At 70.0% G+C, this 22,278-nt stretch carries 19 protein-coding genes; 7 read left to right on the forward strand and 12 right to left on the reverse strand.

Going from position 1 to position 22,278, the window contains the following annotated elements:
* Positions 1-221 precede the first annotated feature (221 nt).
* From AB0M56_RS07760 to AB0M56_RS07790, 7 genes are all read right to left on the reverse strand, one after another.
* Positions 222-1,772, reverse strand: a complete 1,551-nt coding sequence (locus AB0M56_RS07760; RefSeq protein ID WP_364172117.1) for an amino acid permease — start codon at positions 1,770-1,772, stop codon at positions 222-224.
* A gap of 79 nt (positions 1,773-1,851) precedes the next feature.
* Positions 1,852-2,766 (reverse strand): cation diffusion facilitator family transporter, encoded by a 915-nt coding sequence (locus AB0M56_RS07765; RefSeq protein WP_364172119.1) that lies wholly within the window; start codon positions 2,764-2,766, stop codon positions 1,852-1,854.
* Between the two features lie 182 nt (positions 2,767-2,948).
* Positions 2,949-4,181 carry a mannose-6-phosphate isomerase, class I gene (manA, locus tag AB0M56_RS07770; RefSeq protein WP_364172602.1) on the reverse strand — a complete coding sequence of 411 codons (1,233 nt, stop codon included), beginning with the start codon at positions 4,179-4,181 and terminating at the stop codon, positions 2,949-2,951.
* Positions 4,182-4,288: 107 nt separating this feature from the next.
* Entirely contained in the window at positions 4,289-5,383 is a 1,095-nt protein-coding gene (locus AB0M56_RS07775; protein WP_364172121.1) for a hypothetical protein, read from the reverse strand.
* Positions 5,367-5,603: a Trm112 family protein gene (locus tag AB0M56_RS07780; protein ID WP_220244051.1), complete on the reverse strand. Its 237-nt coding sequence runs from the start codon at positions 5,601-5,603 to the stop codon at positions 5,367-5,369. The genes AB0M56_RS07775 and AB0M56_RS07780 overlap by 17 nt, the downstream gene beginning before the upstream one ends.
* Positions 5,604-5,689: 86 nt before the next feature.
* Positions 5,690-7,045: a phosphomannomutase/phosphoglucomutase gene (locus tag AB0M56_RS07785; protein ID WP_364172122.1), complete on the reverse strand. Its 1,356-nt coding sequence runs from the start codon at positions 7,043-7,045 to the stop codon at positions 5,690-5,692.
* Positions 7,046-7,120: 75 nt separating this feature from the next.
* A complete protein-coding gene (locus AB0M56_RS07790; protein ID WP_204093559.1) occupies positions 7,121-7,474 on the reverse strand; it encodes a DUF3499 domain-containing protein in 354 nt (117 codons plus the stop codon).
* A gap of 115 nt (positions 7,475-7,589) precedes the next feature.
* On the opposite strand from AB0M56_RS07790, the gene AB0M56_RS07795 reads away from it, so the two are divergent.
* Positions 7,590-8,018 (forward strand): metallopeptidase family protein, encoded by a 429-nt coding sequence (locus tag AB0M56_RS07795; RefSeq protein ID WP_220244053.1) that lies wholly within the window; start codon positions 7,590-7,592, stop codon positions 8,016-8,018.
* 338 nt (positions 8,019-8,356) lie between these two features.
* On the opposite strand, the gene AB0M56_RS07800 is transcribed toward AB0M56_RS07795, so the two are convergent.
* Together AB0M56_RS07800 and AB0M56_RS07805 are read right to left on the reverse strand one after the other, a co-directional pair.
* Positions 8,357-11,698 carry a glycosyltransferase family 2 protein gene (locus tag AB0M56_RS07800; protein WP_364172124.1) on the reverse strand — a complete coding sequence of 1,114 codons (3,342 nt, stop codon included), beginning with the start codon at positions 11,696-11,698 and terminating at the stop codon, positions 8,357-8,359.
* Positions 11,699-12,319: 621 nt separating this feature from the next.
* The gene (locus tag AB0M56_RS07805) at positions 12,320-12,577 is read right to left on the reverse strand and encodes a WhiB family transcriptional regulator (RefSeq protein WP_220247102.1); all 258 of its coding nucleotides are present in this window, start codon (positions 12,575-12,577) and stop codon (positions 12,320-12,322) included.
* 320 nt (positions 12,578-12,897) lie between these two features.
* On the opposite strand from AB0M56_RS07805, the gene AB0M56_RS07810 reads away from it, so the two are divergent.
* On the forward strand, positions 12,898-13,656 hold the full coding sequence (locus AB0M56_RS07810) for a site-2 protease family protein (RefSeq protein ID WP_364172605.1): 759 nt from the start codon (positions 12,898-12,900) through the stop codon (positions 13,654-13,656).
* A 36-nt stretch (positions 13,657-13,692) separates the two neighbouring features.
* Here the strand turns inward: AB0M56_RS07810 and AB0M56_RS07815 are convergent, their stop codons facing one another.
* Genes AB0M56_RS07815 through mshB form a run of 3 tightly spaced genes read right to left on the reverse strand, consistent with a single transcriptional unit; the run spans position 13,693 to position 15,710 of the window.
* Positions 13,693-14,490, reverse strand: coding sequence for a hypothetical protein (locus AB0M56_RS07815; RefSeq protein ID WP_364172126.1), 798 nt, complete (start codon positions 14,488-14,490; stop codon positions 13,693-13,695).
* Positions 14,483-14,848: a hypothetical protein gene (locus AB0M56_RS07820; RefSeq protein WP_364172607.1), complete on the reverse strand. Its 366-nt coding sequence runs from the start codon at positions 14,846-14,848 to the stop codon at positions 14,483-14,485. The genes AB0M56_RS07815 and AB0M56_RS07820 overlap by 8 nt, the downstream gene beginning before the upstream one ends.
* Positions 14,849-14,882: 34 nt before the next feature.
* On the reverse strand, positions 14,883-15,710 hold the full coding sequence (mshB, locus tag AB0M56_RS07825; protein ID WP_364172128.1) for an N-acetyl-1-D-myo-inositol-2-amino-2-deoxy-alpha-D-glucopyranoside deacetylase: 828 nt from the start codon (positions 15,708-15,710) through the stop codon (positions 14,883-14,885).
* 544 nt (positions 15,711-16,254) lie between these two features.
* Between mshB and AB0M56_RS07830 the strand changes: the two genes are divergently transcribed.
* The 5 genes from AB0M56_RS07830 to AB0M56_RS07850 all read left to right on the forward strand — a co-directional run bounded on the left by AB0M56_RS07830 (position 16,255) and on the right by AB0M56_RS07850 (position 22,244).
* Positions 16,255-18,003, forward strand: a complete 1,749-nt coding sequence (locus tag AB0M56_RS07830; RefSeq protein WP_364172130.1) for an ABC transporter family substrate-binding protein — start codon at positions 16,255-16,257, stop codon at positions 18,001-18,003.
* Between the two features lie 195 nt (positions 18,004-18,198).
* Positions 18,199-19,179 carry an ABC transporter permease gene (locus AB0M56_RS07835; protein ID WP_364172132.1) on the forward strand — a complete coding sequence of 327 codons (981 nt, stop codon included), beginning with the start codon at positions 18,199-18,201 and terminating at the stop codon, positions 19,177-19,179.
* On the forward strand, positions 19,172-20,125 hold the full coding sequence (locus AB0M56_RS07840; RefSeq protein WP_364172134.1) for an ABC transporter permease: 954 nt from the start codon (positions 19,172-19,174) through the stop codon (positions 20,123-20,125). The genes AB0M56_RS07835 and AB0M56_RS07840 overlap by 8 nt, the downstream gene beginning before the upstream one ends.
* On the forward strand, positions 20,122-21,213 hold the full coding sequence (locus AB0M56_RS07845) for an ABC transporter ATP-binding protein (RefSeq protein WP_364172136.1): 1,092 nt from the start codon (positions 20,122-20,124) through the stop codon (positions 21,211-21,213). Before AB0M56_RS07840 ends, AB0M56_RS07845 begins: the two co-directional genes overlap by 4 nt.
* Positions 21,213-22,244, forward strand: a complete 1,032-nt coding sequence (locus AB0M56_RS07850; protein WP_364172138.1) for an oligopeptide/dipeptide ABC transporter ATP-binding protein — start codon at positions 21,213-21,215, stop codon at positions 22,242-22,244. The genes AB0M56_RS07845 and AB0M56_RS07850 overlap by 1 nt, the downstream gene beginning before the upstream one ends.
* The last annotated feature ends 34 nt before the right edge of the window (positions 22,245-22,278 follow it).

The following is a 22,278-nucleotide window of genomic DNA, read 5'->3' on the forward strand; positions in this document are numbered from 1 at the left end:
AAGCAGAGCCGGACGGTATCGCATACCGCTCACCCGATCACCCTGCGTTCGAGAGCGTGATCCAAACCGAGACGCGGAGGTTACCTTCTCGTGATCATTCTGACTTAGATGACAACTCGGCAACCTCACGCAACCTTCCCGCACTACGGTGATTCCCCAGGTCAGGGACGCGAAACGGCCCGCCGCCCCGGGTGGGACGACGGGCCGTAACGAGCAGTGGTTCAGTCCTCTGAAGGTGTCGAAGACTCCGACGAAGCGGACTTCGCAGCCGGTTCCTCACCGGTGGCGATCCGCTTGCCGAGCAGCGAGTGGCGCCGGCTGTAGACGAAGTAGATGACGACCCCGAGAACCATCCAGGCGATGAACCGCAGCCAGGTCAGCACCGTCAGGTTCAGCATCAGCCACAGGCACGCGAGAATCGCCAGGATCGGGATCAGCGGTACCGCCGGCACGCGGAACGCGCGCGGCAGGTCCGGTCGCGTCCGGCGCAGCACCAGCACACCCGCCGACACGAGGATGAACGCGAACAGCGTGCCGACGTTCACCATCTCCTCGAGCTTGTCGGCCGGGAAGAACGTGGCCGCCAGGGCCACCAGGCCGCCGACGAGCAGCGTCGCGCGCTTCGGGGTGCCGTGGCCGCCGGTCTTGGCCAGCCCGCGCGGCATGAGCCCGTCGCGCGACATCGCGAAGATGATCCGCACCTGGCCGAGCATCAGCACCATCACCACGGTCGTGAGGCCCGCCAGCGCGCCGACGGAGATGATGTTCGCGGCCCAGTCGACGCCGTTGACGGAGAAGGCTGTGGCGAGCGTCTTGTGGCTGCCGTCGCCCGCCTCGGTCGCCAGGTCGGTGTAGGGCACCATGCCAACGACCACGAGCGAAACGGCCACGTACAGCACCGTGACGATGGCCAGCGAGCCAAAGATGCCACGCGGCACGGACTTCTGCGGGTTGCGCGTCTCCTCCGCGGTGGTTGCCACGATGTCGAACCCGATGAACGCGAAGAACACCAGCGACGCACCGGCCAGCAGACCGAAGATGCCGAACACGCTGCCGCCGCCACCCAGGATCACCGAGAACAGCGACTGGTCGACCCCACTGTCGCCCGGGCCGCCGGGCTTGGCCTCCGGGATGAACGGCGTGTAATTCGCGCCCTTGATGTAGAAGACGCCGAGGATGATCACGAACAGCACCACGGCGACCTTGATCCCCGTGATCACCATGGAGAACCGCGAAGACAGCTTCGTGCCGATGGCCAGCAGCGTCGTCAGCACGACCACGACCGCCAGCGCACCCCAGTCGATGGTGACCCAGCCGAGATCGAACGTGGTCTTGGCGCCCTCGCCGAAGAGGTAACCGAGCACCGTCTCGAGGTAGACCGACCAGCCCTTCGACACGGCGGCCGCGCCCACCGCCAGCTCCAGGATCAGGTCCCAGCCGATGATCCACGCCATGAACTCGCCGAACGTGGCGTAGGAGAAGGTGTACGCGCTGCCCGCGACCGGCACGGTCGAGGCGAACTCGGCGTAGCAGAGCGCCGCCAGCGCGCACGCGATCGCAGCGCACACGAACGCGACCGACACCGACGGGCCGGAGAAGTCACCCGCCGTACGCGCGGTGAGCGTGAAGATGCCCGCGCCGATGACGACCGCGACGCCGAACACGGTCAGATCCCAAGCGCTCAGGTTTCTTCGGAGCTTGGTATCTGGCTCGTCGGTGTCCGCCATGGACTGCTCGATCGACTTCGTGCGCCACAAACCCTGCCCGGGCACAGTGACCTCCAGTTGACCTGCGTGGAAACGGGAGAATCACCCTAACGCGGCAAACAGGAGGCTGCGCGGTGGGAGTTGATCACCGTGCGTCGCGGTCGAGGTCCGGTTCGAGGTAGATGAGCGACGCGACGGGGACCTTCGCGCGCACGCGGGCCTCGGCGTCGTCGATGGCCAGGGCGACTTCGGACGTGTCCAGGCCGGGCACCAGCGCGAGCTTCGCGGCCACGAGCAGCTCGTCGGGGCCGAGGTACTGCGTGCGGATGTGGATCACGCGCTCGACCTTGCCTGCGGCCAGCTCGTCGACGATCGCCTCGAGGTCGGTGTCCGTCGCGCCCTCGCCGATGAGCAGGCTTTTCATCTCGACGATGAGGATCACCGCGATCACGCCCAGCAGCAGGCCGATCATCACGGTGCCGATGCCGTCCCACACCGGGTCGCCGGTGAGCGTGGACAGGCCGACGCCGAGCAGCGCGAACACCAGGCCGATGAGCGCGCCCGTGTCCTCCAGCAGCACGACGGGCAGCTCGGGTTCCTTGGCCTGGCGGATGAAGCGCCACCAGCCGGCGTTGCCCTTGATCTTCCGCGACTCGCCGATGGCGGTGTAGAAGCTGTAGCCCTCCAGGCAGATCGCGACCAGCAGGATGATCACGGCCACGATCGGCGATTCGAGCGGCTCGGGTTCGATGATCTTGTGGATGCCCTCGTACAGCGCGAAGGCCGAACCGAGCGTGAACAGCATCAGCGCGACGATGAACGAGTAGAAGTACCGCTCCCGGCCGAAACCGAAGGGGTGTTCCTTCGTGGCGCGCCGGCGCGAAGTCTTCTGCCCGAGCAGCAGCAGGCCCTGGTTGGACGTGTCGGCCAGCGAGTGCACCGACTCCGCCAGCATCGACGACGAGCCCGTGACCAGGAACCCGACGAACTTCGCCACCGCGATCCCGGCGTTTGCCGCGAGCGCCGCGATGATCGCCTTGGTACCGCCACCTGCTGACACGGCGTGCTCCCCTGCCTGTTGCGCAATGGATTCCCGAAATGCCCGATCGGGAGCCTAGAGGACCGATCATCACGCCGTCGCTTCGGCCATGTGAACGTTTAGTGCTCGAACCACACGAACCGTGAAGGGCACCCTGCCGGACGCGGAGTCCCTCAAGGTGCCCTTCACGGCAACGTCGGAAGTCAGTCTTCGCAGGTCCCGGCGGTGGCGCGGAACAGCTGGGCCGGCCGGCCCGCGAGCGGGCGAACCGAGACGGCCGGATCGGCCGCGGGGAGCCACACCGACTGGCCGCGCAGCAGCTCGACCTGCTCCCCGTCGTCGGCCGTCACGAGCAGGTCGCCGTCGGTGCAGAGCAGGATCTGCGGGCCGGTGCAGTCGACCACGAGCTCGGTGTCGTCGCCGGCCTCCCACTGCATGCGCGAGAGCTCGAACTCCGGCGCGTCCGTGTGGTAGACGGCCATGCGCCGGCCCGCGCATTCGCCTTGCTGTACAGGCATCTCGCCGCACGCGAAGTCGACCACCCGCAGGAGCTCCGGCACGTCCACGTGCTTTGGCGTGAGGCCGCAGCGAAGGATGTTGTCGGAGTTGGCCAGGATCTCCACGGCGGTGCCGGACAGGTAGAGGTGCAGGTTGCCGGCCGGCAGGTAGATCGCCTCGCCCGCGCGCAGCGTGAGGCGGTTGAGCAGCAGCGCGGCCAGCACCCCGGCGTCACGCGGGTGCGCTTCACCCAGCTCCAGGATGGTCCGGCACTCCACGCCGAACTCGCCGTGGTCGGCGATGTGGCGCACACACGCGTCGAGAACCTCGGGCAGCAGCTCGTCGAGCGAGGCCTGCGGCAGCGTGATCCACGTGGTGAACAACGCGCGCAGCCCCGCCGGGTCCGGCTGCGCTTCGAGCAGGCCGGTGTACTTCGCCAGCCCCGGCGTCTCGACGGCCTTGAGCAGTTTCACCGTGCGCTGCGGGTCGCGGAACCCGGCCAGCGCGTGGAACTCCGTGAGCGCACAGACGAGCTCGGGTTTCGCCGTCGGGTCCGGGTAGTTGCGGTTGGGCGCGTCGCGCGGGATGCCGAGGCGCTCCTCGCGTTCGTGCCCCTCGGCGGCCTGCGCGGCCGACGGGTGCGCCTGCATCGACAGCGGCTCCTCGGCCGCCAGGATCTTCAGCAGGAACGGCAGGCGGCCGCCCCAGCGCTTCGCGCAGCGTTCGCCGAGCTGGCCGACCGGATCGGCGTCCACGAGCTCCAGCAGGCTCCGTTCGGTGCCGTCCGGGGCGAGCACGCGGGAGGGGTCGCCCGGGTGGGCACCCATCCACAGCTCGGCCTCGGGGTGCGGCGCCGGCACCGGACGTCCCTGCAGCTGCGGGATCGCGGTGCGCGATCCCCACGCGTAGGGCCGTACGGCGTTGCGCAACAGCTCCACTGTCACCTCAACTCCCAATCCTTCCCATCGACCGGAGCCGATGTCGTGCGGGCGGTGCCGTCCCCACGGCGCCCGTCCGCACTTCCTCCCCCTGATCCCGTGAGCCGTCAGGCGGTGGCCGGCTCGTATCTCCCGGCGCCACCGATGCTGCCCGCCGCGAGCCCGAGGTACACCGCGGCGAGCTCGAACCGCAGCGCGAGCACCGCGGCCCGGACGATCTCGTCCGCTTCGAACTCCTCGGCCGGCGCGATCACGTCCGCGTCCGGGAGGAACTCCTCGGCCTGGAAGCGGGCCGCCTCGGCGGCGGGCCCGGTCCGCACCGAGACCAACAGCACCCTCGTGGCGGTTCCACCGGGTGAGTCGTCCGGATCGGCGAAGATGTCACGCTCTTGGCCGCCCGATTGCGCAACTCTGCGAAGCGCGGGCCGCGCAAGCGCTTGCCTGAAATCCTCGGCGTCGCACACCACGCCCGAGTGAGCCGCGAACGCGTGCGCCGCGTGCTCCGCGACGGCCACCGCCACGGGGTCGAGACCCCACAGCAGCGGCACGCGGTCGGCCACGCGCAGCGCGAGCGCCTTCGCCGGGTTCGCGAACGACTCGCGCGCGAGGTAGTCCTTCTCGGCTTCGAGGTCGAGCTGGTCGGCCAGGGCCTGCACGTCGGCCACCAGCAGGCCCAGCGCGTTGGCCGTGAGCAGCCCGGCGGCTAGCCCCCGCGGGAACGCGAGCTCCGGCGGCACGGGGATGCGCGGCGCGAGCAGCACGCCCTTGCCGGCCACCGAAGCGGCGACAGGACCCTCCGCCGGAGCGGAGAGCACCACGGTCGCACCGAACCGGGCCGCGCGCTCCAGTGATGCGGCCAGCTCGCGGTCACCCGCGTCGTCGGTGTGCGCGAACACCACGTCGAGCGCGCCGATCCACGACGGCACGATCTCGGCCACCACGACCGGCACCGGGCACGTCGGCGCGAGCAGCGCCGCCAACAGCCGCGTGAGCGTGCGGCTGACGCCAGGCCGGTCGATGAGCACCAGCGAACGCGGGCGCCCCAGGTCGAGCCGGTCGCTCAGCTCCAGCTCGGCCGCGGCCTCGGCGGTGGCCCGCACCTGCGCCCCGGCCATGGCGGCGGCACGCAGCAGCCCCGCGCTGTCGGCCTCGGCCAGGCGCGCGGGATCGTCGAGCAGCGAATCGTCAAGCACTGTCGGCATGGCTGTCATCCGGCTCACCGGGAGTGTGGTCACCACTGAGTACTGCTTCGTCGAGAAGCAGCACAGGAATCCCGTCACGGACCGGGTACACCCGGCCGCACTCGGTACAGGTCAGCGCTTCGGCATCCGCGTCGTCCGGCGTGCCGGGACGCAGCGGTGCGTGATCCGGCGACGGGCACGCGAGGATCTCGAGCAGCTGGGCGTCAAGCGTGATGGCCATGGTTCCTCCATACCACGCGTAGGTGGGTCGCAACGGCACCTTCCGGACACAGTTCGCCTCGGTTGGTCCCCATCAGCGTGGCTTGCTCAGCCCCGGACAATTGCCAGTACATCGTCGGTCAGCGCCTCGACCGCGGCGCGGTCGGCGGCCTCCACGTTGAGTCGCAGCAGCGGCTCAGTGTTCGACGGGCGCAGGTTGAACCAAGCGCCGCCCGGAAGCTGCACGGTCAGGCCGTCGAGCTCGTCGATCTCGACGCCCGATTTGTCCGCGTACGCGTCCTTCACCGCGAGCATGCGCGCGACCTGGTCGGACACGGTCGAGTTGATCTCGCCCGAGGCCGCGTAGCGCGAGAAGTCCTGCGTGAGCGCGGACAGCGGGCCGTCCTGCTCGCCCAGCGCCGCGAGCACGTGCAGCGCCGCCAGCATGCCGGTGTCGGCGCGCCAGAAGTCGCGGAAGTAGTAGTGCGCGGAGTGCTCGCCGCCGAAGATCGCGCCGGTGCGGGCCATCTCCGCCTTGATGAACGAGTGGCCCACGCGCGTGCGCACGGGCTTGCCGCCGTGCTCGGAGACGATCTCCGGCACGCCCTTCGACGTGATCAGGTTGTGGATGACCGTGCCGCCCGGCTCCTTGGCCAGCTCGCGCACGGCGACCAGCGCCGTGATCGCGCTCGGCGAAACGGGCTCGCCACGCTCGTCGACCACGAAGCAGCGGTCGGCGTCGCCGTCGAAGGCCACGCCGGCGTCGGCGCCGACCTCGCGGACCTTGGCCTGCAGGTCGACGATGTTGGCCGGGTCCAGCGGGTTGGCCTCGTGGTTCGGGAAGGTGCCGTCGAGCTCGAAGTACATCGGCACGACCTCGATCGGCAGCCCGGCGAACACCGTGGGAACGGTGTGGCCGCCCATGCCGTTGCCGGCGTCGACCACGATCTTCAGCGGCCGCGAGTGCGTGAGGTCGACGAGGTTGCGCAGGTAGGCGGCGTAGTCGCCCAGCACGTCGCGCTCGCTCACGCTGCCGGTCTTGCCCTCGAACGCGGGCACGCCCTGCTCGACGGTGTCGCGGATCTCCGCGAGCCCGGTGTCCTGCCCGACGGGGCTGGCGCCCGCGCGGCACATCTTGATGCCGTTGTACTTCGCGGGGTTGTGGCTGGCGGTGAACATCGCGCCCGGCATGTTCAGCGAGCCGGAGGCGAAGTACAGCTCGTCCGTGCTGCACAGGCCGATCGACACGACGTCGAGGCCCTGCGAGGTCACGCCTTCGGCGAACGCCGACGACAGCTGCGGGGACGAGTCACGCATGTCGTGGCCGATCACCACCGAGGGCGACTCCGCCTTGATGAGCAGCGCGAACGCGGCACCGAAGTCGCGTACCAGTGACGCGTCGAGCTGCTCGCCGACCACGCCTCGGATGTCGTAGGCCTTCACGATGCCCGAAAGATCTGGCACGCCGTCTCCCCGCCGTCAGTTTCTCGTCGCGGCGCCGGTCGCGCCGCGCGGAAAGCCTACCGGCGGGAGCGGGGCTCAGGCGCGCCCGGGGAGCACGCGGAGGTGGCCGCGCCTGCCGGACGGGCCCTCCGGCTCGGGCGGCGGCGCCGGCCGGTCCGAGCGGCCCGCCTCGCGGACGGCCTCGGCCAGCGCGGTCAGCTCGTCGGCCGACTGCTCCGGAGTGGCGAACGTGCCCTCGTGGCGCACGACTTCCCAGCCCTTCGGCACGGTCAGCCGCAGCGCGTGGGCCTCGCACAGGTCGTACGAATGCGGCTCAGAGGCGGTGGCGAGGGGACCGACGACGGCAGTGGAATCGCTGTACGCATACGTGAGCGTGGCGACAGCGGGCTCTGGACAACCCGTTCGCGAACATTTCCGTACGCTCCGCACGATCCAGAACGATAGCGCGTCGCCGCAAGGGGCCCCCGGCGACACGCGCGTGACGCGCGTGACCGCATAGACTTGCGCGGTGGCGACGGCTCGTGATTACCGACAGCGGCAGCGAATGCGGAGGGACCGGCACGGCCGGGGCCTGCGCGGAGCGCTCTACCCCGCGTCCCTGCCCGCCGCCGCGAGCCGGGCGGAGAAGTTCGACGCGCTCGTGCTCGACGCGCTGGAACCCATCGAAGCGCGCTGGCGCCACGAGCTGACCAAGCTCGACGTGGCGGTGGACGAGGTCCCCGAGGTGCGCCCGGACGGCCGCGCGCCGGCCGAAGGCGTGCTCCACGACGGCTCCGTGCCCCTGTCACGCCTGGTCCCGGCCGGAGTCGACCGAGCAGGGCTGCCGACTCGCGCGCGGATCGTGCTCTACCGGCGGCCGCTCGAGGCGCGCGCCAAGGACCCGGGTGAGCTGGCGGAGCTCGTGCACGACGTGCTGGTGGAGCAGGTCGCGGGCTACCTCGGCGTCGAACCGGACGTGATCGAAGGCGACTGAGTTGATGGGGGCTGGTGCCCCGTCGTAGGTGGTCCTGTCGGGTGGACCGGCTGTGCCGGACGGTGGCCCGGCTCTGCGGCCCGGTTCTGCCGCACGGCGGCCCGGCGCTGCCGCCCGGCTCCGCCGTACGCCGGCCCGGCTCCGCTGCACAGCTCTGCCGCACGGCGGCCCTTCTCCGCCGCACAGCTCCGCCGTACGCCGGCTCGGCTCCGCTGCACCGCTCCGCCACACGGCGGCCCTTCTCCGCTGCACCGCTCCGCCGTACGCCGCACAGCTCTGCCGCCCGGTGGCCCGGCTTTGCTGCACGGCGGCCCGGCTTTGCTGCACGGCGGCCCGGTTCAGGGGCGAGGGGTGCGGCGGCGGGAGGGCACCGCGGTGAGCGCCGTGAACAGCACCGCGGCGAGCTGGGCGAGCAGCAGCAGGCCGCGCTCGGTGCCCGGGAACGCGAGCGAAACCTCCGACGACTGCGGCGGGATCGACACCGCCACCTGGTGACCCCAGGCAGGCACGATCGGCACGGCCTTGCCGTTCACGCTCGCCGTCCAGCCGGCCTCCTGCTCGGCGGCCAGCACCAGCAGCCGGCCGGTCGGGCCGTCGGAGGCGCGCACGCGGACGTCGGGCAGCCGCGCGTCCACGGGCGAGACTCCGGGTGACGCGCCGGGCGCGCCGCCGCCCGTGACGGCCGCCTTGGCCAGCTCCGGGGAGATCAGCGTGACCTCGCCGGCCTTCGGCAGGAGCCGGACCACGGGCCGGCCGTCGGACATCGGGGCCGCCAACGCGACAAGGTCGCCGGCCGGCGAGACGAGGGCCTGCGGATTGCTGCCGGGCGGGAGGATCACGTACTCGACGCCGGACACCGCGGCGGCCGCGACGGCTGATTTGACCGCGTTGGCGTCCCCCGTGAGCAGGTCGCGGCGCCAGTTCGCAAGCCGCTCGCGCGTGCCCGGGGTCGCGGCGAGCTGGTCGTCGCCGAAGAGGGCCAGCCGGCCGCCGGTCTGGCGGGTGAGCCGGCCCAGATCGAGCACCGCGCGGCCGCTGCCGGCGAGGTCAGCGGCCACCTCGGGCGCGAGGGCGGGGCGCGGCTGGGCGGTGAGCGGGCCGCTGTGGCCGGTGCCGACGGCGCTGACGCCCAACGCGATCAGCACCACCACCCCGGCGGCGCCCGCGACCTTGGGCAGCCACGGCGCGGGCACACTCGCCGAGCCGCCGCGCTGCCAGGTCGCGAGGACCGCCCACAGCAGCCCGGCGCCGACGACCAGCAGCGGCACGCCCGTGTAGCCGGCGGCGGCGGGACCGCCCTGCATCGGTGTCACCGGAACCTGCCGCACGAGCACGACCGCGGCGACACCGAGCACGGCTAGCGCGAGGCCGCCGGCCACCTGCTTCGTCGGCCGGACCACGAGCGCGACGAGCGTGGCCGCCAGCACCGCGACACCGATGGGCCACGCCCCCGGGCCACCCGGTGTCAGCCCGGCCAGGTCGGCGCCCGACGCGGGCGCGGCGGGACCGCCGAGACCGTGCAGGAGCAGTTCGGGGTGCTTGAGCAGCACCGTCGGCCACGGCAGGAGCAACACGAGCGGCAGGATCACCACGATCCCGACCGAAGCGGCGCGGCGTGCGAGGCCCGTCGGCGCCGGAAGAACGACGAAGCCGAGCAGCAGGCCCACGAGCGCGAGAGCGTGCGCGAGCGGCGAGAACGCGCCGAGCACCGCGGCGCCGAAGGCCGAGAGCGCCGACACGTGCAGCCAGCGCGTGCCCGGGCGCGTCAGCAACCGAGCGATCCCGGCGACGACGAGCGGCAGCATGAGGTGGACCACCACGACGTCGAGGCGCCCCTGCGCGACCGACGCGGTGGCGGCGGGCAGCAGGGCGTACGTGGCCGCGACGACCGCGCGCACCCAGCGGCGCACGGGCAGCTTGCGCGTGGCCGCGTACGCGCTCAGCGCGGCGAGCGGGATGTCGCCGATGAGCAGGATCGCCACGAGCGCGGCCGGGCCGCCCACGGGCGCGAAGATCGCGCCGATGGTGCCGAGCACGGGCAGCGTCGCGGGCGCGGGCGCGCCGGTGCCGCCCGCGACCGCGTGCCACGGCGCGAGGTAGGTGGACCAGATATCGCCGAGACCACCGACGGGCAGCAGCCCGCCACCGGAGAGGTCCAGACCGAGGCGGCCGCGGTTGACCGCGAAAGCCAGGGCCGTCAGCAGCACGACGAGGACCACCGGCGGGGCGAAGATCGTCGCGGCCAGCACGCGGCGGCGATTCACCTCGACGAAGACGAGTCCGGGTTCACGGGCCGGAGCCGGGCGCGGTGTGGACGAGGGCTTCGCGCCGTCGCCGGGATCGGCGACGGTTTCCTCCGGAACTTCCTCGCGTTCCGGCGCCGTGTCCTGTTCCGCCGGCACCGCGACGGCCACGACGGTGCCCGGCCGGCGCAACCCCGAACCACGGGAACTCAAGCCGCGCAAGGCTCCTGCGGGCAAAGCTTCGGGTCCGACGGGCCGGCGGTCCGCGGCGCCGAGCGCTTCCGGCGCGATCCAGGCCGGCTCCTCGGTGAGGCCTTCGGGGACCGTGCCGAGCGCGACGTCGCTCTCCACGCCACGGCGCACGAGCCCGACGACGCCGGCGCGCAGGGCGTTGCGCAGCCGCGTGTACCGGCCGACGAACAATCCCCGCACCGTGCCGGGGCGCGGAGAGTTCCGCCGTTTCGCCCGCGCTGCCCGGAGTTTTCCGCGACCGCTCGTGAGATAGGCGAGCGCGGAGAGTTCCGCGCGCGCTTCGGGAGCGCGCCTCAGGACGAAGAAGACGAGCGCGCGCAGCAGTAGGAGCAGAGGCAGCCGGACGAGCCCGAACCAGAACGAGAACGGCGAGCAGTTCACGAGGAACACGCGCAGCCCGTGCGCGCGGTTCACGGCCGCGAGCGAGCGGCCCGCCGCGTCGGGCGCGCGCCGGCCCGTCGACAGGGCGCGCGCGTGGCGGACGCGGGCGGCCGGCACCGAGAGCACGAGCGCGCCGGCGGCGTTGGCGCGCCAGCCGAAGTCGAGATCCTCGCGCAGCAAGGAGAAGTCCTCGTCGAAGCCGCCGAGGGTGTCCCAGAGTTCGCGCTGCACCAACGATCCCGCGCTAGGCACGGCGAGCACCTCACCGGGCTGGTCGCCGGGCGCGGCCATCTGCTGGCGGTGCCCGGACGCGTCCGTGGACAGCCCCGCCTCCACGATCAGGCGCGGCTCGGCCCAGTCGAGCCCGAGCGGCCCGAGCACCTTCGCCGACGGCGCCGCATCGGCGGCTTGCAGGAGCTGCTCGAGGCAGTCGGGTTCGGGCGCGCAGTCGTCGTGCAGCAGCCACAGCCACGCACCCGGGTCGCCCCACCGTTCCACCGCGTGCGCCACGGCGGCCGCGATCGCCGCAGCGAAGCCAGTTTCACTCGAAAGAGTGATGACGCCGGACAGCACCGGCTGCGAATCGGGCCCCGCCGCGACCCCGCCGGGTTCGGCCGCCTCGGCGAGCAGCTTCGCGGCCAGGTCGGTGGACCCGGTGTCGACCGCGAGCACGTGCCGCGGCCGGACCGTGCTGCGCCGCAAGGAAGAAAGTGCGAGCGGCAGCCACTCTTCGCCGTCGTGACAGACCACAATGGCCAGAACGGGCAGCGTCCTCACGAGCGACGGTGCGACGGTGCGGGTCAACAACCACTCCTGGTCAGGCTGCGGGCGGGTGCGGTCACCCTACGGCTTCACCCGCGCACGCGGCACCGGACCCGCACCCACCTTTTCGCCGTCGCGGCGTCGAACGTTTCGCGCCGAACGCCGTGTCGATCACACTGACGTCTCCACCACATACGTCCACGCCTCGGGACGCACCGACCACATGCGACACACCACGACGGCACAACTACCGTCGTCGCCCACTTCGATCCCCACCGCCAGGCTGGGATTGGTTCGCGCCGAAACCCCGCCACAGCGGCAAGTTCCCCACGCACACTCCATTGACGCCTGGCTACCCACGCGGTTGCCCGCCCAAACCCCGAAGTTCGAGAAAGATCCACAACCCCGGCCGCGCCTGACCCGGTAGCCCGATCCGGCGCTATACCAGTAAAAACACCACAAAAGCGAGAGGGCCCGCGCCATGCACGGACCCACCTCACCCCTAACAGAACCAGTCAACCCGCCGCACACGCCAAACTCCCAAGGCGACCACGCCGGGGGTCCGGGGGCTCGCCCCCGGGCGGGGTCTGGGGGTTGCACCCCCAGAAGACACCGATCTAGCGAGACGTGGTCCACGCTTTCCGTGGACACACTTCCCCCTCGCTAGATCGCGCGCTTTTTCAGCTTCCGCCGCTCGCGTTCGGACAGACCGCCCCAGATGCCGAAGCGCTCGTCATGCGCCAAGGCGTACTCCAAGCACTCGTCCTTGACCTCGCAGCCGAGGCAGATCCGCTTGGCTTCGCGGGTCGAGCCGCCCTTCTCGGGGAAGAACGCCTCGGGGTCCGTCTGCGCGCACAAGGCGCGCTCCTGCCAATCCTGTTCCTCCTCGGTGGCATCGAAGAGGTCGGTCAGATCCCCCAGCTCCTGCTCAGGGTTCTCGCCCCAACCCACGACGTGCCCCCACTCCCTCTTTTCAGGCCTCGAGTCGGTCCTCGAGCCTTCCGCTTCCAACCGCACGTCCGCCTCCTCGCTCCTACGCACTCCCCAGGCTGGCGGTGGTGAAACGACATCCGCTGTCCCCTCTCGACAGCGAATGACATCACTGTGATTACACCCGTGTAGTGCGGTCAGGTCAAGCGGAGTAGCGAGTTCGGGGGATACCTCTCGCGCGTTGCGCAAGGGGACACGCCGAAGACTTCACACCGGGCATACGGAAGACTGGTGGAGTGCAGAGATCAGCAGTGCGGCCCAGCCCGGTCTTCATCGGCATCCTCGCGGTCGCCGTCCTCGGCGGAATCCTGGCCGCGTACGGTGATTCACTGAGTCTGACGGGTGACAAGGACCCGCTCTACGTCACCGGAGTCGTACTCCTCGTGGCCGGCGGGTGGATCGCTTCGCTGACCCTGCACGAGTTCGGCCACGCCTTCGTGGCCTATCGCGGCGGCGACGCCGGGGTCGCCCAGAAGGGCTACCTCACCCTGGACGTGCGGCGCTACACCGACCCCGTCCTGTCGATCCTGCTCCCGCTGATCTTCCTCCTCATCGGCGGCATCCCGTTGCCCGGCGGCGCGGTGTGGATCAACCGCGGCGCGCTGCGCAACCGCGCGACGTCGTCGTGGGTCTCGCTCGCCGGCCCGCTGTCGAACCTCGGGGTCGGCGCCGCGCTGTGCCTCGTGGTGGCGCTGGTGCCGATGTCGACCGGCCTGTTCTTCGGCCTGTCCTACCTGGCGCTACTGCAGGTGATGACGTTCCTGATCAACATCCTGCCCATCCCCGGCCTCGACGGCTGGGGCGCGATCGAGCCGTACCTCTCGCCGCAGGCGCGGGCATTCGGCGCGCGCGTGCGGCCGTGGGCGCCGCTGGTGCTCTTCGCGTTGTTCTTCGCGTTCCGCCCGCTGTCCGACGCGCTCTGGTACGTCGCGGGCCTGATCTTCGACGCGCTCGGCGGCAGCGACCTGGCCGCGCAGTTCGGGCAGTCGGCGTTCCTCTTCTGGCGTTGACGGCCGCGGTCCGGCTCGGAGTTCAGGCGGTTCAGCTCAAGAAAAAGAAGCCCAGTGCGAGTTGGCCATCAGCCAGCCGTGCGCGCGCTTCCAGATCTGCTTGAGCCCCCAGCGCTCGCCGAGGTAGTCGCCCGCCGCGCCGACCACCGGGACCAGCCCGAGGGCCCGGTGGTAGAAGCGGCCGCGCGGGCGCTTCTCCAGCTCCTCGGTGATCCCCCACAGTGACCGGCCGAGCCGCCACAGTGTCCCGGCGACGGCCTTCACCGTCACCTTGCCGTGGGCGCGTTCGGATTCCGTCAGTTCTTCGGTGAGCCGCGCCGCCGCACTGTCCTCTGCGGACTCGTCGGCGGGCTTGCCCGCGGCGAGCACCGGGTCGAGGTCTCGCTCGAACAGCACCGACGCGATCAGCCGCACCCGGCTGCCGACATCGGTCACGCCGTACTCCCCCGCGATCGCGCACAGCAGCAGCCCCTGCGACGCGGCGCCGAGCGTGTCCTGCACCGGCAGCCGGTCGGCGAGCGCGCCACCGAGGCCCGGGATCGAGGTGAGCGCCGACGTGAGCCGGCCGACGCGATTGACCCACCAGCCGCAGCGCGCGTCGATGTCCATGCCGGCCCACGCCGCGGTGCCGGGAACCTTCACCGACGTGAACGCGCCGAGCACCTTCTCTTTGAAACCGTCGTCGCCGAACTCCTCGGCCGCCTCGGTCTTGCGGGCCCGCGCCCGCAGGCCGAACGGGTCCGACTCGCGCAGCGCGTCGAGCATCGGCGCGCAGGCCCGGACGAACGGGCGCAGCACCGCCACGACCTGACGGTCCGAAATGGCCTCAGCCACGGAGCTTGCCCTTCGCCGAGGCCGCGCGGCCGAGCCCGCCGCCGAGCACGAGCGCCGCCGGCAGCGCGCTCGCGCCGAGCAGCAGGATCGCCCGCCAGTCCTGAACGAGCACGAGATCGCCGCCGGGTCCGGCCAAGCCGATGGCGAAGACCACGACCACCCACACCACGAGCGGCCCCCACGACAACCCCGGCCGCACGAGCTTCGCAGCCGCCAGCACCAGCCACGGCGTCGTGACGGCGCCGACGAGCGCCGTCAGCGGCAGTGGCACCTCCCCGAGCGCGCCGACGCGCAGCGGCAGGAAGAACACTTCGAGCAACGCCAGCAGCAGCGCGTCCAGGCACAGCACCACCAGCATCAAGCGCTGATCGGGGCTCAGCGGGGCCGGCACGTCACAGCCCTCCGAACAGGTCGGTGTCCGCGCCGGCCGCGCCGCCGTGGGCGAGCACGAAGTATTCGGCGGGCGGGATCGGCTGCGCGATGTCGTTGGTGAGGGCGAAGTGCGCGATCTCTCCGTCGACGACCGTCAGCTGCGTCTCGTGGGCGCGCAGGGCCGCGATCTTCGCCGGCAGGTGGGCCGAGGTGTCGAGCACGGTCGTGACCTTCTCATCCGCGGTGCCGGGGAGCTCGTCGTCTTCGGGTACCCGGAATGGTGAGCCGCCATTCGAGCGCAGCCGCGCGAGCCCCGCGTCGACTGCAGCCCGGGAGTGCACCACGTGGAAGACGCGTTCGACCGAGGCCGCGCGCGGTGCCGCCGCCATGGTGACGTCGTGGGCGCGGATGTGGTCGGGGTGGCCGTAGCCGCCGAAGGAGTCGTAGCTGACCACCACCTGGGGCGCCAGCTCGTCGAGCAGCTCGGCCAGCTGGGCGGCCTGCTCGTCGAGGCTGCCGCCGGCGAACGCGCGCGGGTGCTCGGCCGCCGGCGTGCCGGCCATGCCCGAGTCGCGCCAGCGGCCCATCCCGCCGAGGTACTCGTGGCGCGTCACGCCGAGGGCGGCGCAGGCGGCCGCGAGCTCGCCCGAGCGGTAGCCGCCGAGCTGGTCCGCGGCACCCGAGGCCAGCAGCGCCAGCCGCGGCGGCACGATCTCGCCTTCCTCGCCGAGAGTGCACGTGACCACGGCGACCTCGGCGCCTTCGGCGGCGTACCGCGCGATGGCGCCGCCGGTCGTGATGGTCTCGTCGTCGGGGTGCGCGTGGACGAGCAGGAGCTTTCGGATCACGACACCAGGTTAATGAACTCCGCCCGCGGGGCCGGGGCCCCGCCGTTCCCGATCCCGGAACGTTCCGCGGCAGGGGTTCCGCCCACCTCGCGGGACCGCCCCGGAAAGGGTGGGACACGCCCTCCGGCCCGCACTCCGGTAAACGGTCGCCACCGTTCACGAGATCAGGTTAATTCCTTGTCACTTCCGGTTCGTCACGGCTGTGTGACTAGTCCATTCGCGGGGTCCACAAAGAGCATGGCGTCGGTTATTGTCCCCCGAGCCGAATGACCCACCGAGCCGTGGCCGTCCCCGAACGAGGACTGCGATGATCGAAGATTAGCTACCGTGAGTAGTCGATCAACCGCAGAACCCGTGGTGGAGATAGGCAAGACGAGATTGCTGTTCCATCACGATCTCACTCAGAGTGTCCGGATCGATAGTTTTGACGGCTGTCCACTGCCTAGGTTGCACGACTACGGTGAGCGAACTCGATTACATCGAAGCTCGCGGTCAGGAAGAGGTCGCCTCGCAAACCCGCGACGGCGTCGAGCAAGGAGAATGAATGTTAGTGACGACAAGGTCGCGCGCCGCGAAGCTCGGTGCCTTCGTCGCGGGTGCGGCCCTTCTGCTCTCCGCGTGTGGCGGTGGCGGCGGCGGCAACAGCGCGGTGCAGACCGGGCAGGCATTCGCCGACTGCGACAAGAACCCGAACAGCTGCAACACGGTCCAGGCTGACCAGCTGCAGCAGGGCGGCGACGTCACGTACGCCATCGAGAAGAACATCCCGAACTGGAACGTGACCTCGGCCGAGGGCAACGTTTTCGAGACGGGCATGGTCACCAAGGGCATCCTGCCCTACACCTTCTACGCGACGCCGGACCTCAAGCCGGTCCTGAACAAGGACTTCGTGGAGTCCGCGGACGTCACCAGCACCAACCCGCAGGTGGTCGTCTACAAGATCAACCCGAAGGCGTCCTGGGACGACGGCACCCCGGTGTCGGCCGACGACTTCATCTACAACTGGAAGGTCCAGAACGGCAAGGACTGCCCCGACTGCCAGGCCGCCACGACCTCGGGCTACGACCAGGTCTCCTCGGTCGTCGGTTCGGACAACGGCAAGACGGTGACCGCGACCTTCTCCAAGCCGTTCACCGACTGGCGCCAGCTGTGGAGCTCCTCGGGCGCGATGTACCCGGCGCACCTGGCCGCCCAGCACGGTGACACCAAGACCCCGGCCGGCCTCGCCTCGTCGTACAAGTGGTTCGGCGACACCGTGCCGACCTGGACCGCGGGTCCGTTCAAGATCTCGAAGTTCGTGAACAACCAGTCGGTGACCGAGGTCCCGAACGACAAGTACTGGGGCGCCAAGCCGCACCTGTCGAGCGTGATCTTCCGCGTCATCACCGACGCCACGCAGGAGCCGACGGCCCTGCAGAACAACGAGGTCCAGGTCATCTACCCGCAGCCGCAGGTCGACCTCGTGAACCAGGTCAAGAACATGCCGAACATCTCCTCCTACATCGGCCTCGGCCTGACCTGGGAGCACTTCGACTTCAACCTGAAGTCGCCGGGTCTCGACAACAAGGCGCTGCGTCAGGCGATGTTCACGGCGATCAACCGCAAGGACATGATCGCGAAGACGGTCGGCCAGTTCACCAACAAGGTCGAGCCGCTGAACAACCACAACTTCATGCCGCAGCAGTCGGGCTTCAAGGACGTCGTCTCGTCGACCGGCCAGGGCACTGGTGACATCGACAAGGCGAAGAAGCTGCTCACGGACGCCGGCTACAAGCTCAACGGCACGCAGCTGCAGGACCCGTCGGGCAAGAACGTCGGCCCGTACCGGATCCGCTACACCGTCGGCAACCAGATCCGCCAGGACGAGTGCGAGCTGTTCGCCGCGGCCGCCAAGCAGCTGGGCATCACCGTGAACGTCTCGCCGACCGACGACCTCGGTGACACCACCACCAAGGGCGACTACGACATCATCGTGTTCGCCTGGGTGTCCTCGCCGTTCCCGTTCGCGGGTGCCGTCCAGAACTGGGTCACCGGTCAGGGCAGCAACTACGGCAAGTACTCCAACCCGCAGGTCGACAGCCTGATCGCCCAGGCCAACACCGAGACCGACCAGGCCAAGGCCACGGACCTGCTGAACCAGGCCGACCAGATCATGTCCGACGACGCGTACGTGCTTCCGCTGTACCAGAAGCCGACCTTCATCGCCTCGTCCGACAAGATCGGGAACATCCGCAACAACTCGACGCTCGACGCCCCGGTCTACAACATGGCGGAGTGGGGCCTCCGCAAGTGATCACCACCCGGTAGATTCGCGGGTAGATTCACGCAGGACAACCGGTGAGGGGCCGGCACATCGCCGGCCCCTCACCGCATGTCCGAACCGTCAAGTCCGCTTCATCCCGAACTCCAGATTTGCCTCTCTCGTCGCCTCGGCCCTGCCACCACAAGCGGCGGGCCACGGCAGAACCACCAGAGCAGGAAGACCTCCATGCTTGCCTTCGCACTGCGCCGGCTCTTCGTCTCGGTGCCGATCCTCATCGTGTCGACGTTCCTCGTCTTCGTGATGGTGTCGCTCTCGGCCAACCCGTTGAGCTACCTGATCCAGAGAAACCCGCCGCCACCCCCGCAGACGATCGAGCTCGAGCGGATCCGCCTGCACCTCGACCAGCCGATCTTCGAGCGGTACTGGCACTGGATCACCGGTGTCTTCAGCGGTGACTTCGGCCCGTCGGTGCAGTCGAACCTGAACATCGGCCACGAGGTCTTCGTCCGCTTCGGCGTGACCCTGCGCCTGATCGTGCTGGCCATGATCGTGGCCGTGATCCTCGCCGTGATCATCGGCGTGATCAGCGCGGCCCGCCAGTACTCGAAGTTCGACTACACCGCGACCTTCTTCGGCTTCCTGTTCCTGTCGATGCCGTCGTTCTGGTTCGCCATCGTGCTGAAGCAGATCGGCATCGGGATCAACACCTCGGTCGGCGACCAGATCTTCTACACGATCGGCTCCTCGTCGGTGATCACACCCGACGGGTTCGGAGCACAGCTCGGTGACGTCGCCGGCCACTTGATCCTGCCGACCATCTCGCTCGCGCTGACGAGCTACGCGGCCTGGAGCCGCTTCCAGCGCGCGTCGATGCTCGAAGTCCTCAACTCGGACTACGTGCGGCTGGCCCGCGCGAAGGGCCTGCCCCGCTGGACGGTGACCCGCCGCCACGCGCTGCGCAACGCGCTCATCCCGCTCACGACCGTGACGGCCCTGGACATCGGCGCGATCCTCGGCGGTGCCGTGGTGACCGAGACCGTGTTCCAATGGCAGGGCGCGGGTACGTTCCTGCTGACCGCGATCAAGCAGAGCGACGTCTACGCCGTGGAGGCGTGGCTGCTCATCGCCGCCACGTTCATCATCCTGCTCAACCTCATCGCCGACCTGCTCTACGGCCTGCTCGACCCGAGGATCCGCTATGCGTGACGAATCGACGACCGAAGAACTGCCGACCGGAGCGGACTCCCGCCTCGACGTCGCGACCCAGCCGGACACCGTTCCCGAGCGCGAGTTCACGGTCAAGGAACGCAGCCAGGCCCAGTTGGTCTTCAAGCGCTTCCTGCAGCACCGGCTGGCGATGATCAGCCTCATCGTGTTCATCCTGATCGTCCTGTTCGCCTACATCGGCCCGCTGGTCTGGAAGTTCACGCCGGCGACCATCACCGAGGACAACTCCGCGCCGCCGTCGGGCACGCACCCGTTCGGCACCGACGCCGTCGGGCACGACACGCTGGCCCAGGTGATGCGCGGAACCCAGATCTCACTGCAGATCTCCGTGCTCATCGCGATCTTCGCGACGATCGTCGGCACCATCTGGGGCTCGATCGCCGGGTACTACCGCGGCTGGATCGACACGGTGCTGATGCGCATCGCCGACCTCGTGCTGACGCTGCCGCTGCTCGCCGTGGCCGCGGTGCTGGCCCACCAGGTGGGTGGCACGTGGTGGCTGATCGCGGTGGTCATCGCCGGCCTGTACTGGGCCTACGTGTCCCGCGTCGCCCGTGGTGTCGTGCTCTCCTTGCGCGAAAAGGAGTTCGTCGAAGCGTCCAAGGCGCTCGGCGCGAGTGACGCGCGGATCATCTTCCGGCACCTGGTGCCCAACGCCCTCGGCGCGATCATCGTGAACCTGACGATCCTGGTGTCCATCGGCATCCTGCTCGAGACCGCGCTGTCGTTCATCGGTTTCGGCGTAACCGCGCCCGACACGTCGCTCGGCCTGCTTGTCAGCACCGCGCAGACAGCGGTCGACACCCGCCCGTGGCTGTTCTACTTCCCGGGCGTTTTCATCATCCTGATCGCGCTGACGATCAACTTCATCGGGGACGGCCTGCGCGACGCGTTCGACCCCCAGCAGACGAAGGTGCGCGCATGACCGAGTACGAGTCCAATGGCCATGGCGGTGATCCCGTCCTCACGGTGGAGAACCTGACCGTCCAGTTCCCGACCGACGACGGCGTGGTCAACGCCGTGCGCGGCGTGAGCTACCACCTGCAGCGCGGCGAGGTGCTCGGGATCGTCGGCGAGTCCGGCTCCGGCAAGTCCGTGACGTCGATGGCCGTGATGGGTCTCCTGCCGCGCACCGCCAGGATCTCCGGCTCCATCCGCTTCGGCGGTGTCGAGCTGCTGAAGGCCAGCGAGAAAGAGCTCAACAAGGTCCGCGGCAAGGGCATCGCGATGGTCTTCCAGGACCCGATGACCTCGCTGAACCCCGTGTACACCGTGGGCGACCAGATCGCCGAGGCGATCACCGCGCACCACAACGTGCGCAAGGACGTGGCCAAGAAGCAGGCGATCGACCTGCTCGACCTGGTCCGCATTCCGAACCCGAAGCAGCGCGCGGACGAGTACCCGCACCAGCTCTCGGGCGGTATGCGCCAGCGCGTGGTGATCGCGATCGCCATGGCCAACAACCCGGACGTGATCATCGCCGACGAGCCCACCACGGCGCTCGACGTGACCGTGCAGGCCCAGATCCTCGAAGCGCTGCAGGCGGCGCAGAAGGAGACGGGCGCGGCGATGGTGCTGATCACCCACGACCTCGGCGTGATCGCCGGCCAGGCCGACCGGGTGCACGTGATGTACGCGGGCAAGGTCGTCGAGTCCGGCACCGTCGACGAGATCTTCTACACGCCGCGGATGCCGTACACGCTGGGCCTGCTGGGCAGCCTGCCCCGCCTCGACGTGAAGACCGAACGGCTCACGCCGATCACCGGCTCCCCGCCGGCCACGCAGAACATGCCGCCGGGCTGCCCGTTCAGCCCGCGGTGCCCGATCTCGCAGGACATCTGCGACAAGGAGGAACCGCCCCTGGTGGCGGGCCCCGGCTCGCAGTTCGCGGCCTGCCACTTCACCGAGCAGGTCATCGGCCGCGACCCGGCCGAGCTGTTCAGCGCCACCTCGGCCGACACGGCAGCCGTCCCGGTCACCGTCGACGCCGCGACCGACACGGAGAAGATCTGATGAGCGAGGTTACGGCGACCCGGACGCCCGTCCTCTCCGCCCAGAACCTGGTCAAGCACTTCCCGATCCGCGGCGGCGGAGTCATCCGCCGCACCACGGGAGCGGTTCAGGCCGTGTCGGGCGTGTCGTTCGACATCTACCCGCACGAGACGCTCGCGCTCGTCGGCGAGTCGGGCTGCGGCAAGTCGACCACCGCCCGCATCGCGCTGGCCCTGCAGCCGCTCACCGACGGCAAGGTCACCTACGAAGGCCGCGACCTGGCGAAGCTGTCGAAGCGCGAGCTGCAGCGTCTGCGGCGCGACATGCAGATCGTGTTCCAGGACCCGTACGCCTCGGTGGACCCGCGGCTGCCGGTCAACGAGATCATCGCCGAACCGCTGCGCATCCACGGCCTCTACGAAGACGGCGGCCGCCAGCAGGTCCGTGACCTGATGAAGACCGTGGGCCTGCGCCCGGAGCACGGCAACCGCTTCCCGCACGAGTTCTCGGGCGGCCAGCGCCAGCGCATCGGCATCGCCCGCGCGCTCGCGCTCAAGCCGAAGGTGCTGGTGCTCGACGAGCCGGTGTCGGCGCTCGACGTGTCGATCCAGGCCGGCGTGCTCAACCTGCTGAAGGACCTGCAGGCCGAGCTCGGGCTGTCGTACCTGTTCGTGTCCCACGACTTGTCGGTCGTGCGCCACGTGTCCGACCGCATCGCGGTGATGTACCTCGGCAAGATCGTGGAGACCGCGGAGGCCGAGGACCTCTTCAACAGCCCGACGCACCCGTACACCCAGGCGCTGATCTCGGCGATCCCGGTGCCGGACCCGCGCAAGGAACGCACCCGCCAGCGCATCGTCATCACCGGCGACGTGCCCAGCCCCGCGAACCCGCCCTCGGGCTGCCGCTTCCGCACCCGCTGCCCGAAGTTCGCCAACGAGATCGACGACGCGGGCCGCAAGAAGTGCAGCACGGAAGAGCCGCTGCTGATCGACCACGGCCAGGGCCACCCGACGGCGTGCCACTTCGCGGAGAGCCTGCAGCTGATCTGAGTCCGTCTTGACGAGAAACGCCCCGGTGCCGCTT

The sequence above is a fragment of the Amycolatopsis sp. NPDC051372 genome (assembly GCF_040682095.1).
Lineage (GTDB): Bacteria > Actinomycetota > Actinomycetes > Mycobacteriales > Pseudonocardiaceae > Amycolatopsis.

Excerpts from the sequence above, each read along its gene's own strand:
- AB0M56_RS07775 (WP_364172121.1), bottom strand. The coding sequence starts at position 5,383 with ATGCCGACAGTGCTTGACGATTCGCTGCTCGACGATCCCGCGCGCCTG.
- AB0M56_RS07780 (WP_220244051.1), bottom strand. The coding sequence starts at position 5,603 with ATGGCCATCACGCTTGACGCCCAGCTGCTCGAGATCCTCGCGTGCCCG.
- AB0M56_RS07795 (WP_220244053.1), top strand. The coding sequence starts at position 7,590 with ATGCGGAGGGACCGGCACGGCCGGGGCCTGCGCGGAGCGCTCTACCCC.
- AB0M56_RS07820 (WP_364172607.1), bottom strand. The coding sequence starts at position 14,848 with ATGCTGGTGGTGCTGTGCCTGGACGCGCTGCTGCTGGCGTTGCTCGAA.
- AB0M56_RS07830 (WP_364172130.1), top strand. The coding sequence starts at position 16,255 with ATGTTAGTGACGACAAGGTCGCGCGCCGCGAAGCTCGGTGCCTTCGTC.
- AB0M56_RS07835 (WP_364172132.1), top strand. The coding sequence starts at position 18,199 with ATGCTTGCCTTCGCACTGCGCCGGCTCTTCGTCTCGGTGCCGATCCTC.
- AB0M56_RS07840 (WP_364172134.1), top strand. The coding sequence starts at position 19,172 with ATGCGTGACGAATCGACGACCGAAGAACTGCCGACCGGAGCGGACTCC.
- AB0M56_RS07845 (WP_364172136.1), top strand. The coding sequence starts at position 20,122 with ATGACCGAGTACGAGTCCAATGGCCATGGCGGTGATCCCGTCCTCACG.
- AB0M56_RS07850 (WP_364172138.1), top strand. The coding sequence starts at position 21,213 with ATGAGCGAGGTTACGGCGACCCGGACGCCCGTCCTCTCCGCCCAGAAC.